Source organism: Streptomyces glaucescens (assembly GCF_000761215.1).
Classification (GTDB): Bacteria; Actinomycetota; Actinomycetes; order Streptomycetales; family Streptomycetaceae; genus Streptomyces; species Streptomyces glaucescens_B.
Genome location: NZ_CP009438.1, coordinates 4,480,393 through 4,492,847 on the forward strand (window position 1 = coordinate 4,480,393; position 12,455 = coordinate 4,492,847).

Annotated in this window: 11 protein-coding genes; all 11 read left to right on the top strand. The window is 70.8% G+C overall.

Translation table 11 applies throughout. The annotated features are described in order from the left end of the window. Genes SGLAU_RS19425 through nuoL form a run of 11 tightly spaced genes read left to right on the top strand, consistent with a single transcriptional unit; the run spans window position 1 to window position 12,452 of the window. Window positions 1-555, top strand: a complete 555-nt coding sequence (locus SGLAU_RS19425; RefSeq protein WP_030494814.1) for a NuoB/complex I 20 kDa subunit family protein — start codon at window positions 1-3, stop codon at window positions 553-555. Next, complete coding sequence (locus SGLAU_RS19430; RefSeq protein ID WP_043503191.1) at window positions 552-1,313, top strand: NADH-quinone oxidoreductase subunit C; 762 nt, start codon at window positions 552-554, stop codon at window positions 1,311-1,313. Before SGLAU_RS19425 ends, SGLAU_RS19430 begins: the two co-directional genes overlap by 4 nt. Further along, window positions 1,310-2,632 carry an NADH-quinone oxidoreductase subunit D gene (locus SGLAU_RS19435; RefSeq protein WP_043503192.1) on the top strand — a complete coding sequence of 441 codons (1,323 nt, stop codon included), beginning with the start codon at window positions 1,310-1,312 and terminating at the stop codon, window positions 2,630-2,632. The genes SGLAU_RS19430 and SGLAU_RS19435 overlap by 4 nt, the downstream gene beginning before the upstream one ends. Further along, a complete protein-coding gene (gene nuoE / locus SGLAU_RS19440; protein WP_043503193.1) occupies window positions 2,629-3,507 on the top strand; it encodes an NADH-quinone oxidoreductase subunit NuoE in 879 nt (292 codons plus the stop codon). Before SGLAU_RS19435 ends, nuoE begins: the two co-directional genes overlap by 4 nt. Then, window positions 3,504-4,856 carry an NADH-quinone oxidoreductase subunit NuoF gene (gene nuoF, locus SGLAU_RS19445; RefSeq protein WP_208868925.1) on the top strand — a complete coding sequence of 451 codons (1,353 nt, stop codon included), beginning with the start codon at window positions 3,504-3,506 and terminating at the stop codon, window positions 4,854-4,856. The genes nuoE and nuoF overlap by 4 nt, the downstream gene beginning before the upstream one ends. Continuing rightward, window positions 4,853-7,357, top strand: coding sequence for an NADH-quinone oxidoreductase subunit G (locus SGLAU_RS19450; RefSeq protein WP_043503196.1), 2,505 nt, complete (start codon window positions 4,853-4,855; stop codon window positions 7,355-7,357). Before nuoF ends, SGLAU_RS19450 begins: the two co-directional genes overlap by 4 nt. Then, entirely contained in the window at window positions 7,354-8,715 is a 1,362-nt protein-coding gene (nuoH, locus tag SGLAU_RS19455) for an NADH-quinone oxidoreductase subunit NuoH (protein WP_043503197.1), read from the top strand. Before SGLAU_RS19450 ends, nuoH begins: the two co-directional genes overlap by 4 nt. Next, entirely contained in the window at window positions 8,708-9,358 is a 651-nt protein-coding gene (gene nuoI / locus SGLAU_RS19460; RefSeq protein WP_043503199.1) for an NADH-quinone oxidoreductase subunit NuoI, read from the top strand. The genes nuoH and nuoI overlap by 8 nt, the downstream gene beginning before the upstream one ends. Then, entirely contained in the window at window positions 9,355-10,197 is an 843-nt protein-coding gene (locus SGLAU_RS19465; RefSeq protein ID WP_043503201.1) for an NADH-quinone oxidoreductase subunit J, read from the top strand. Before nuoI ends, SGLAU_RS19465 begins: the two co-directional genes overlap by 4 nt. Further along, window positions 10,194-10,493 (top strand): NADH-quinone oxidoreductase subunit NuoK, encoded by a 300-nt coding sequence (nuoK, locus tag SGLAU_RS19470; RefSeq protein ID WP_043503202.1) that lies wholly within the window; start codon window positions 10,194-10,196, stop codon window positions 10,491-10,493. The genes SGLAU_RS19465 and nuoK overlap by 4 nt, the downstream gene beginning before the upstream one ends. A gap of 12 nt (window positions 10,494-10,505) precedes the next feature. After that, on the top strand, window positions 10,506-12,452 hold the full coding sequence (gene nuoL, locus SGLAU_RS19475; protein WP_043503203.1) for an NADH-quinone oxidoreductase subunit L: 1,947 nt from the start codon (window positions 10,506-10,508) through the stop codon (window positions 12,450-12,452). The last annotated feature ends 3 nt before the right edge of the window (window positions 12,453-12,455 follow it).

The following is a 12,455-nucleotide window of genomic DNA, read 5'->3' on the forward strand; positions in this document are numbered from 1 at the left end:
ATGGGACTCGAAGAAAAGCTGCCGAGCGGCTTCCTGCTGACCACCGTCGAGCAGGCCGCCGGGTGGGTGCGCAAGGCGTCGGTCTTCCCCGCCACCTTCGGCCTCGCCTGCTGTGCCATCGAGATGATGACCACCGGTGCCGGGCGCTACGACCTGGCGCGCTTCGGCATGGAGGTCTTCCGCGGCTCCCCGCGCCAGGCCGACCTCATGATCGTCGCCGGGCGGGTCAGCCAGAAGATGGCCCCGGTGCTGCGGCAGGTCTACGACCAGATGCCCAACCCCAAATGGGTGATCTCCATGGGCGTGTGCGCCTCCTCCGGCGGCATGTTCAACAACTACGCCATCGTCCAGGGCGTCGACCACATCGTCCCCGTCGACATCTACCTCCCCGGCTGCCCGCCGCGGCCCGAGATGCTGATGGACGCCATCCTCAAGCTCCACCAGAAGATCCAGGGCTCCAAGCTCGGCGTGAACGCCGAGGAGGCGGCCCGGGAGGCGGAGGAAGCGGCGCTCAAGGCCCTGCCGACGATCGAGATGAAGGGGCTGCTGCGGTGAGCGACGCCAACGGCACCCACGGTGCGCACGGGCCGGACCGGCCCAACCCCGAGCAGGACCTCAGCGCCTCCAACCTCCCCGGCCGGCGCGGCCAGGGCGGCGAGGAGATCCGCGTCCAGCGCGGCATGTTCGGCGCGAACAACGGCGGCGACACCTCCGGGTACGGCGGCCTGGTCCGCTCCGTCCGGCTCCCCGGACCGGCGAGCCGCCCCTACGGCGGATGGTTCGACGAGGTCGCCGACGAACTGGAGGGCGCCCTGGAGGAGCAGGGCCTGCTCCCGGAGAACGCCATCGAGAAGACGGTCGTCGACCGCGACGAGCTGACCTTCCACATCGAGCGCGAGCACCTGGTCCGCGTCGCCCGCACCCTGCGCGACGACCCGGCCCTGCGCTTCGAGCTGTGCACCGGCGTCAGCGGCGTCCACTACCCGAACGACAAGGGCCGCGAGCTGCACGCCGTCTACCACCTGCGCTCGATCACCCACAACCGGCTGATCCGCCTGGAGGTCAGCGCCCCGGACACCGACCCGCACGTGCCGTCCCTGGTCGACGTCTACCCGACCAACGACTGGCACGAGCGCGAGACGTACGACTTCTTCGGGATCGTCTTCGACGGTCACCCGGCCCTGACGCGGATCATGATGCCGGACGACTGGCAGGGCCACCCGCAGCGCAAGGACTACCCCCTCGGCGGCATCCCCGTCGAGTACAAGGGCGCCCAGATCCCGGCTCCGGACCAGCGGAGGTCGTACTCGTGAGCACTTCCCACGCCTCCCCCAGGGAGACCACCGAGGGCACCGTCTACACGGTCACCGGCGGCGACTGGGACGAGATCGTCCAGTCCGCGGCCAAGGCCGACGACGAGCGCATCGTCGTCAACATGGGCCCGCAGCACCCCTCCACCCACGGGGTGCTCCGCCTGATCCTGGAGATCGAGGGCGAGACGGTCACCGAGGCCCGCTGCGGCATCGGCTACCTCCACACCGGCATCGAGAAGAACCTCGAGTACCGGACCTGGACGCAGGGCACCACGTTCGTGACGCGCATGGACTACCTGACGTCCTTCTTCAACGAGACCGCCTACTGTCTCGCCGTCGAGAAGCTGCTCGGCATCGAGGACCAGATCACCGACCGCGCCACGATCATCCGGGTGCTCCTGATGGAGCTGAACCGGCTCTCCTCCCACCTGGTGTGCATCGCCACCGGCGGCATGGAACTCGGCGCCACCACCATCATGATCTACGGGTTCCGGGACCGCGAGATGATCCTGGACATCTACGAGCTGGTCACCGGCCTGCGGATGAACCACGCGTACATCCGCCCCGGCGGACTCGCCCAGGACCTGCCGCCCGGCGCGGTGGACCAGATCCGCGAGTTCGTGAAGAAGATGAAGAGGAACCTCCCGGAGTACGACAAGCTCGCCACCGGGAACCCCATCTTCAAGGCCCGCATGCAGGACATCGGCTACCTCGACCTGGCCGGCTGCATGGCCCTCGGCGCCACCGGCCCGATCCTGCGCTCCACCGGCCTGCCGCACGACCTGCGCAAGGCACAGCCCTACTGCGGCTACGAGACGTACGACTTCGACGTCCCGACCGCCGACAGCTGCGACGCCTACGGCCGCTTCCTGATCCGCCTCGAGGAGATGCGCCAGTCGCTGCGGATCATCGAGCAGTGCCTGGACCGGCTCCAGCCCGGCCCGGTCATGGTCGCCGACAAGAAGATCGCCTGGCCCGCCCAGCTCGCGCTCGGCCCGGACGGCCTGGGCAACTCCCTCGACCACATCAAGAAGATCATGGGCACCTCCATGGAGGCCCTGATCCACCACTTCAAGCTGGTCACCGAGGGCTTCCGGGTCCCGCCGGGACAGGCGTACGCGGCCGTCGAGTCGCCCAAGGGCGAACTGGGCGTGCACGCCGTCTCCGACGGCGGCACCCGCCCCTACCGGGTCCACTTCCGCGACCCGTCCTTCACCAACCTGCAGGCCATGGCGGCGATGTGCGAAGGCGGCCAGGTCGCCGACGTCATCGTCGCCGTCGCGTCCATCGACCCCGTGATGGGAGGCGTCGACCGGTGACCACCTCATCCTCGGAGCGGGCGGAGCGAGGCGTCAGCCTGGGCATGCCCGAGCTGCCCGCGCCCGACTACCCGGACGACGTTCGGGCCCGGCTCGAGCGGGACGCCCGCGAGGTCATCGCCCGCTACCCGGACTCCCGTTCCGCCCTGCTGCCGCTGCTGCACCTCGTGCAGTCGGAGGAGGGCCACGTCACCCGCACCGGCATGCGGTTCTGCGCGGAGACGCTCGGCCTGACCACCGCCGAGGTCACCGCGGTCGCCACCTTCTACACCATGTACCGGCGCAAGCCCTCCGGCGACTACCAGGTCGGCGTCTGCACCAACACGCTGTGCGCGGTGATGGGCGGCGACGCCATCTTCGAGGCGCTCCAGGAGCACCTGGGCGTCGGCAACGGCGAGACCACCGGCGACGGCAAGGTCACCCTGGAGCACATCGAGTGCAACGCGGCCTGCGACTACGCGCCGGTCGTGATGGTCAACTGGGAGTTCTTCGACAACCAGACCCCGGACAGCGCCCGGCGCCTGGTCGACGACCTCCGTGCGGGCACCCCCGTCTCGCCCACCCGCGGGGCGCCGCTGTGCACCTTCAAGGAGACCGCCCGGATCCTGGCGGGCTTCCCCGACGAGCGCGAGGGCGCCGTCGAGGCGAGCGGCAGCGCGGGCCCGGCGTCGCTGGTGGGTCTGCGCCTGGCCAGGGGAGAGACCGCACCCGCGCGCGTGGTCCACCCGCGCGAGGGCGGACCGCACGAGGAGCCGCAGGCCACGGACCACGAGCCGTCGCCCGCACAGCACCTCAGCTCGCACGACGCGCCGCAGGACACATCGGCATCCGACTCTGCCCACCCGGCAGGGCCCACCGCCGAGGAGGGGGAGTGATGACCTTGGCAGCCGAGCTGAAAGACTCCAGCCCCGAGAAGCTGCTCGCACCCGTGCTGTCGGCCTTCTGGGACGAGGACCGGTCCTGGTCCCTGGACGTCTACCGGAGGCACGAGGGGTACGAGGGGCTCCGCAAGGCGCTCGCCATGTCACCGGACGACGTGATCGCGTACGTCAAGGAGTCCGGTCTGCGCGGGCGCGGCGGCGCGGGGTTCCCGACCGGGATGAAATGGCAGTTCATCCCCCAGGGAGACGGCAAGCCGCACTACCTGGTGGTCAACGCCGACGAATCGGAGCCGGGGACCTGCAAGGACATCCCGCTCCTCTTCGCGAACCCGCACAGCCTCATCGAGGGCATCGTCATCGCCTGCTACGCCATCAGGTCGTCGCACGCCTTCATCTACCTGCGGGGCGAAGTCGTCCCCGTCCTGCGGCGGCTGCACGAGGCCGTGCGCGAGGCCTACGCGGCGGGCTACCTCGGCGAGAACATCCTGGGCAGCGGACTCGACCTGGAACTCACCGTGCACGCCGGCGCCGGCGCGTACATCTGCGGTGAGGAGACCGCGCTCCTGGACTCGCTCGAAGGCCGCCGTGGCCAGCCGCGGCTGCGTCCCCCCTTCCCCGCCGTCGCGGGCCTCTACGCGTGCCCCACTGTCGTGAACAACGTCGAGTCGATCGCGTCGGTTCCCGCCATCATGAAGAACGGCAAGGACTGGTTCAGGTCGATGGGCAGCGAGAAGTCCCCGGGCTTCACGCTCTACTCGCTCAGCGGCCACGTCGCCAGCCCCGGCCAGTACGAGGCCCCGCTCGGCATCACCCTGCGCCAGCTCCTCGACATGAGCGGCGGCATGCGGCCCGGGCACCGGCTGAAGTTCTGGACGCCGGGCGGCTCCTCCACGCCGATGTTCACCGAGGAGCACCTCGACGTCCCGCTCGACTACGAGGGCGTCGGCGCCGCCGGCTCCATGCTCGGCACCAAGGCCCTGCAGTGCTTCGACGAGACGACGTGCGTGGTGCGCGCCGTCACCCGCTGGACCGAGTTCTACGCCCACGAGTCCTGCGGCAAGTGCACCCCCTGCCGCGAGGGCACCTACTGGCTGGTGCAGCTGCTGCGGGACATCGAGGCCGGCAAGGGCGCGATGAGCGACCTCGACAAGCTGGCCGACATCGCCGACAACATCAACGGCAAGTCCTTCTGCGCCCTCGGCGACGGTGCCGCCTCGCCGATCTTCTCCTCGCTGAAGTACTTCCGCGAGGAGTACGAGCAGCACGTCACGGGCCGCGGCTGCCCCTTCGACCCGGCCAAGTCGACGGCCTGGGCCGATCACCGCACGGAGGTGAACGCATGACCGTGACCACCAGCGCTCCCTCCGGAGGAGGAGAGGCGGCGGTCCCCCCGGAGGACCTCGTGACGCTGACCATCGACGGCGTCGAGATCAGCGTGCCCAAGGGCACCCTGGTCATCCGCGCCGCCGAGCAGCTCGGCATCGAGATCCCGCGCTTCTGCGACCACCCCCTCCTCGACCCGGCCGGCGCCTGCCGCCAGTGCATCGTCGAGGTCGAGGGCCAGCGCAAGCCCATGGCGTCCTGCACGATCACGTGTACGGACGGAATGGTCGTGAAGACTCAACTGACCTCACCGGTCGCCGAGAAGGCCCAGCGCGGTGTGATGGAGCTGCTGCTCATCAACCACCCGCTGGACTGCCCCGTCTGCGACAAGGGCGGCGAGTGCCCGCTGCAGAACCAGGCGATGTCGCACGGCAACGCCGAGTCCCGCTTCGAGGGCAGGAAGCGCACCTACGAGAAGCCCGTGCCGATCTCCGCGCAGGTGCTGCTCGACCGCGAGCGGTGCGTGCTGTGCGCGCGCTGCACCCGGTTCTCCAACCAGGTCGCGGGCGACCCGATGATCGAGCTGATCGAGCGGGGCGCGCTCCAGCAGGTCGGCACCGGCGAGGGCGACCCGTTCGAGTCGTACTTCTCCGGCAACACCATCCAGATCTGCCCGGTCGGCGCGCTCACCTCGGCGGCGTACCGGTTCCGCTCCCGCCCCTTCGACCTGGTCTCCTCGCCGTCGGTGTGCGAGCACTGCTCGGGCGGCTGCGCCACCCGCACCGACCACCGGCGCGGCAAGGTCATGCGGCGGCTGGCCGCCTTCGACCCCGAGGTCAACGAGGAGTGGATCTGCGACAAGGGCCGCTTCGCGTTCCGGTACGCGCAGCAGCGGGACCGGCTGGAGACCCCGCTGGTCAGGAACGCCGAAGGAGTCCTGGAGCCCGCCTCCTGGCCACAGGCCCTGGAGGCCGCGGCGCGGGGACTGCTCGCCGCGCGCGGCCGGACCGGGGTCCTGACCGGCGGCCGGCTCACCGTCGAGGACGCCTACGCGTACAGCAAGTTCGCGCGCGTGGCGCTCGGCACCAACGACATCGACTTCCGCGCGCGCGTGCACAGCGCCGAGGAGGCCGACTTCCTCGCCGCGCGGATCGCCGGCCGCGGCCGCGACCTGGACGGCACCGGCGTCACCTACTCCGCCCTGGAGCAGGCCCCGGCGGTGCTGCTGGCCGGTTTCGAGTCCGAGGAGGAGGCGCCCGGCGTCTTCCTGCGGCTGCGCAAGGCCTGGCGCAAGCACGGGCAGCGGGTGTTCGCGCTGGCCACCCACGCCACCCGGGGCCTGACGAAGGCGGGCGGCACGCTGCTGCCGGCCGCGCCCGGCACCGAGACCGAGTGGCTGGACGCGCTCGCGAGCCAGGTCGGCCTGGAGGGCGACGGGGCCGCGGCCGCCGAGGCGCTGCGCGCCGACGGCGCGGTGATCGTCGTCGGCGAGCGGCTCGCCGCCGTCGCCGGGGGCCTCACCGCCGCCGTCCGGGCCGCCACGGCGACCGGCGCGCGGCTCGTGTGGATCCCGCGGCGGGCGGGGGAGCGCGGGGCCGTCGAGGCCGGTGCGCTGCCGTCGCTGCTGCCGGGCGGGCGCCCGGCCACCGACCCCCGCGCGCGGGAGGAGGTCGCCGCCGTCTGGGGGCTGGCCGAACTCCCGCACCGCTACGGCCGGGACACCGGCCAGATCATCGAGGCCGCCGCCGGCGGCGAGCTGCGGGCGCTGGTCGTCGCCGGGGTCGAGGTCGCGGACCTGCCGGACCCGGCACGCGCGCGTGAGGCGCTCGCCGAGGTCGGCTTCCTGGTCTCGCTCGAACTGCGGCCCAGCGAGGTCACCGCACACGCGGACGTCGTGCTGCCGGTCGCCGCGGTCGCCGAGAAGGCGGGCACCTTCCTCAACTGGGAGGGCCGGGTGCGCCTCTTCGAGGCCGCGCTCAAGCCCGACCAGATGACCCGGCGCCTCGCGCCCGCCGACGCGCGCGTGCTGCACATGCTCGCCGACGCCATGGACGTCCACCTGGGCCTGCCGGACCTGCGGACCGTGCGCGCGGAGCTGGACCGGCTCGGCGCCTGGGACGGCCCGCGCGCCACCGGGCCGCTGGAGACGGCGGCCCCGCTGCCCCGCCCCGCCGCCGGGGAGGCGGTGCTCGCCGGACACCGGCTGCTGCTCGACCAGGGCGTCCTCCAGGAGGGCGACGAGGCCCTGGCCGGCACCCGGCACGCCGCGCACGCGCGCCTGTCGGCCGCGACGGCCGCCGAGGCCGGCGTCAAGGAGGGCGACGCGCTCGCGGTGACCGGTCCCGCCGGAACCGTCGCACTGCCGCTGGAGATCACCGAGATGCCCGACCGCGTGGTGTGGCTGCCGCTGAACTCCACCGGTGGCGGCGTCGCCTCCGAGACCGGGGCGCTGCCCGGCTCCCTCGTCCGCATCGGCCCGGCCACGCTCACGGCCGAGGCCCCCAAGGAGGTGGAGGCATGAGCCCGTACCTCGCCGCTGAAGACCTCTCGATGTTCGGCCACGACCCGTGGTGGCTGGTCGTGATCAAGGCGGTGTTCTGCTTCGCCTTCCTGATGGTGACCGTGCTGTTCTCCATCGTCTGGGAGCGCAAGGTCGTCGCCTGGATGCAGCTGCGCATCGGCCCCAACCGGCACGGCCCGTGGGGCATGCTCCAGTCGCTCGCCGACGGCATCAAGCTGATGCTGAAGGAAGACGTCGTCGTCAAGCGCGCGGACAAGGTGGTCTACGTCCTCGCCCCGATCGTCGCGGCCATCCCGGCGTTCATGGCGATCGCGGTGATCCCCTTCGGCCCGGCCGGCAACGAGATCTCGATCTTCGGCCAGCGCACCACGATGCAGCTCACCGACCTGCCGATCGCGATGCTGTACATCCTCGCGGTCGCCTCGGTCGGCATCTACGGCATCGTGCTGGCGGGCTGGAGCTCCGGATCGACGTACCCGCTGCTCGGGGGCCTGCGCTCGTGCGCGCAGATGATCTCGTACGAGATCGCGATGGGCGCCGCCTTCGCCTCGGTGTTCCTCTACTCCGGGTCGATGTCGACCTCGGCGATCGTCGAGGCCCAGGCGGACCGCTGGTACGTCATCCTGCTGCCGGTCTCCTTCATCATCTACATCGTCACGATGGTCGGCGAGACCAACCGCGCCCCCTTCGACATGCCGGAGTCCGAGGGCGACCTGGTCGGCGGCTTCAACACCGAGTACTCGTCGATCAAGTTCGCGATGTTCATGCTCGCCGAGTACGTGAACATGGTGACGGTCTCGGCCGTGTCGGTGACGCTCTTCCTGGGCGGCTGGCGGGCCCCGTGGCCGGTCAGCACCTTCTGGGAGGGCGCGAACCACGGCTGGTGGCCGATGCTCTGGTTCACCGTCAAGGTGCAGCTGCTGCTGTTCTTCTTCATCTGGCTGCGCGGCACCCTTCCGCGCGTCCGCTACGACCAGCTGATGAAGCTCGGCTGGAAGGTCCTCATCCCCGTCTCCGTGGTCTGGCTGATGCTCGTCGCCACCGTGCGGACGCTGCGGAACGAGAACTACGACTTCGCCGACATCGCCCTGTACGTGGGCGGCGGGGTGATCGCCCTGCTCCTGCTCTCCTTCGTCGCCGACTTCCTCCGCGACCGCGGCAAGGAGCGGGAGGCCCCCGCCGAACCGGCTGCGTTCGACCCGATGGCGGGCGGATTCCCCGTGCCGCCGATGCCGGGACAGGAACTGCCGCCGGTGCCGCGGCGCCGCTCGCGCCGCGAGCGGGAGCTGATTGTCAGTGGCGGGCCCGATACTCACAGTGACGGATCGCTGGATGGAAAGGAGGCGTCCGATGGCTGAGGAGCCGAAGGAGGCCGGGCCCGCGTCGCCCGGTTTCCAGAACCCCGTGGCCGGCTTCGGCGTGACCTTCAAGGCCATGTTCAAGAAGCGGCTCACCGAGCAGTACCCGGAGCAGAAGAAGACCACCGCTCCCCGCTTCCACGGACGGCACCAGCTCAACCGCCATCCGGACGGCCTGGAGAAGTGCGTCGGCTGCGAGCTGTGCGCCTGGGCCTGCCCCGCCGACGCCATCTACGTCGAGGGCGCCGACAACACCGACGAGGAGCGCTACTCGCCGGGCGAGCGCTACGGCCGGGTGTACCAGATCAACTACGCCCGCTGCATCCTGTGCGGCCTGTGCATCGAGGCGTGCCCCACGCGCGCGCTGACCATGACCAACGAGTTCGAGCTGGCCGACTCCAGCCGCGCCAACCTCATCTACACCAAGGAACAGCTGCTGGCCGGCCTCGACGAGGGCATGGTCGACACCCCGCACGCCATCTACCCGGGGATGGACGAGCAGGACTACTACCGGGGCCTGGTGACGGAGGCCGCCCCCGGCACCGAGCGCCAGGTCGCCCACTCCAAGGGCGAGGTGGTCCAGGAGGCCGACTCCACCTTCGGCGGCACCGAACCGGCGTCGGAGGAGGTGATCGGCCGATGACCGCGCAGCTCGCCGCCTACTCCACCTCCACGGGAGAGGCCGTCCAGTTCTGGATCCTCGGCACGGTCGCGGTGATCGGCGCCCTGTGCACCGTCTTCATGAAGAAGGCCGTGCACAGCGCGCTCTGCCTGGCCGGAACGATGATCGTCCTCGCGGTGTTCTACCTCGCCAACGGGGCCTACTTCCTGGGCATCGTGCAGATCGTCGTCTACACCGGCGCGATCATGATGCTGTTCCTGTTCGTGGTCATGCTCGTCGGCGTCACCGCGGCGGACTCCCTGAAGGAGACCATCAAGGGGCAGCGCTGGCTGGCCCTGCTGTGCGGCCTCGGCTTCGGCGTCCTGCTGGTCGGCGGCATCGGCAACGCCTCCCTGACGGAGTGGGGCGGTCTCGGCACGGCCAACGCGGGCGGCAACGTGGAGGGCCTGGCGGCCCTCATCTTCACCAAGTACGTCTTCGCCTTCGAACTCACCGGCGCCCTGCTGATCACGGCCGCCGTCGGCGCCATGGTGCTCACCCACCGCGAGCGCACCGAGCGCGCCAGGACCCAGCGGGAACTCGCCGAGCAGCGCGTCCGCGAGGGCAAGCACCTCCCGCCGCTGCCCGCCCCGGGCGTCTACGCCCGGCACAACGCGGTGGACATCGCCGGCCTGCTGCCCGACGGCACCCCGTCGGAGCTGACGGTCAACAAGACGCTGCGCGAGCGCGGCCAGATCAGGGACGTCTCGGCGCAGGCGCTGAACGACCTGCGGGCGCTGGAACAGCGTGCCGAGGAGCGCCTGGAGCGGACCGGGCGCGAACCGGCGCTCTTCAAGCGGACCGAGGAGGCGTCGAAGTGAACCCCGTGAACTACCTGTACCTCGCGGCCCTGTTGTTCGCGATCGGCGCCACCGGCGTGCTGATCCGGCGCAACGCGATCGTGCTGTTCATGTGCGTGGAGCTGATGCTCAACGCCTGCAACCTCGCGTTCGTCGCGTTCTCCCGGATGCACGGCAACCTCGACGGCCAGATCATCGCCTTCTTCACGATGGTCGTCGCCGCCGCGGAGGTCGTCGTCGGGCTCGCGATCATCGTGTCGCTGTTCCGCGCCCGCCACTCGGCCTCGGTCGACGACGCCAGCCTGATGAAGCTCTAAGGGGTCGCTGAAGTGGAGAACCTGATTGCGCTGCTGATCGCGGCGCCCCTGCTCGGAGCGGCCGTCCTGCTGTGCGGCGGCCGGCGGCTGGACGCCGCCGGCCACTGGATCGGCACCGTGCTGGCGTTCGTCTCCTTCGCCCTCGGCGCGGTGCTCTTCGCCGACCTGCTGGGCAAGGACGCCGAACACCGTACGCTCACCTCGCACCTGTTCAGCTGGATCCCGGTCGAGGGCTTCCAGGCGGACGTCGCCTTCCGGCTCGACCAGCTGTCGATGACGTTCGTCCTGCTGATCACCGGCGTCGGCTCCCTGATCCACCTGTACTCGATCGGGTACATGGAGCACGACGAGCGGCGCCGCCGCTTCTTCGGCTACCTGAACCTGTTCCTCGCGGCGATGCTGCTGCTCGTCCTCGCCGACAACTACCTGCTGCTGTACGTCGGCTGGGAGGGCGTCGGTCTCGCCTCCTACCTGCTGATCGGCTTCTGGCAGCACAAGCCCAGCGCCGCCACGGCCGCGAAGAAGGCCTTCCTGGTCAACCGGGTCGGCGACGTCGGCCTGTCGATCGCGATCATGCTGATGTTCACCACGTTCGGCACCTTCGCCTTCGGGCCGGTGGCGGCCGGCGTGGGCGAGACCTCCGAGGGCACCCTCACCGGCATCGGGCTGATGCTGCTGCTCGCCGCCTGCGGCAAGTCCGCGCAGGTGCCGCTCCAGTCCTGGCTCGGGGACGCGATGGAGGGCCCGACCCCGGTCTCCGCCCTCATCCACGCCGCGACCATGGTCACCGCGGGCGTCTACCTGATCGTCCGCTCCGGCGCCATCTTCAACGCGGCGCCCGACGCCCAGCTCGTCGTCACCATCGTCGGCGCGGTCACGCTGCTGTTCGGTGCGATCGTCGGTTGCGCGAAGGACGACATCAAGAAGGCGCTGGCCGGCTCGACCATGTCGCAGATCGGCTACATGGTGCTGGCCGCCGGCCTCGGCCCGATCGGCTACGTCTTCGCGATCATGCACCTGGTGACGCACGGCTTCTTCAAGGCCGGGCTGTTCCTCGGCGCCGGCTCGGTGATGCACGGCATGAACGACGAGGTCGACATGCGCCGCTACGGCGGCCTGCGCAAGTACATGCCCGTCACCTTCGTCACCTTCGGCCTCGGCTACCTCGCGATCATCGGCTTCCCCGGCCTGTCCGGCTTCTTCTCCAAGGACAAGATCATCGAGGCGGCGTTCGCCAAGGGCGGCACCGAGGGCTGGATCCTCGGCGGCTGCGCCCTGCTCGGCGCCGCCATCACGGCGTACTACATGACGCGCGTGATGCTGATGACCTTCTTCGGCGAGGAGCGCTGGCGCAACGCGCCGACGCCGTCCCCGGCCGAGCCGGACGTGGAGCCCGCCGCCGAGACCCGCGGCGCCCACGCCGAGCCGCACCCGCACGAGTCGCCCAAGGTCATGACGGTCCCGATGATCCTGCTGGCCGTCGGCTCGGTCGCGGGCGGCGCGTTCTTCAGCATCGGCGACCGGTTCGTCCACTGGCTGGAGCCCGTCACCGGGCACGCGCACGGGCACCCGCCGGTCAGCGCGGCCACGGTCACCGCCGCGACGGTGGCCTGCATGGTCATCGGCGTCGCGATCGCCTGGGCGCAGTACGGCCGCCGTCCCGTCCCGGCCGTCGCCCCGCGCGGATCCCTGCTCACCCGGGCCGCCCGCCGCGACCTGCTCCAGGACGACTTCAACCATGTCGTCCTGGTCCGCGGCGGCGAGCACCTGACCCGGTCCCTGGTGTACGTCGACCACACCCTGGTCGACGGAGTCGTCAACGGCACGGCGGCCTCCGTCGGCGGCCTCTCCGGACGGCTGCGCCGCCTGCAGAACGGCTTCGCGCGGTCGTACGCGGTCTCGATGTTCGGCGGTGCGGCGGTCCTGGTCGCCGCGACCCTGCTGATGAGGGCGGTCTGATAC

Bases quoted from the DNA above. Each gene is read 5' to 3' on its own strand.
- SGLAU_RS19465 (WP_043503201.1), top strand. From the start codon at position 9,355: ATGACCGCGCAGCTCGCCGCCTACTCCACCTCCACGGGAGAGGCCGTC.
- nuoH (WP_043503197.1), top strand. From the start codon at position 7,354: ATGAGCCCGTACCTCGCCGCTGAAGACCTCTCGATGTTCGGCCACGAC.
- SGLAU_RS19425 (WP_030494814.1), top strand. From the start codon at position 1: ATGGGACTCGAAGAAAAGCTGCCGAGCGGCTTCCTGCTGACCACCGTC.
- SGLAU_RS19450 (WP_043503196.1), top strand. From the start codon at position 4,853: ATGACCGTGACCACCAGCGCTCCCTCCGGAGGAGGAGAGGCGGCGGTC.
- nuoI (WP_043503199.1), top strand. From the start codon at position 8,708: ATGGCTGAGGAGCCGAAGGAGGCCGGGCCCGCGTCGCCCGGTTTCCAG.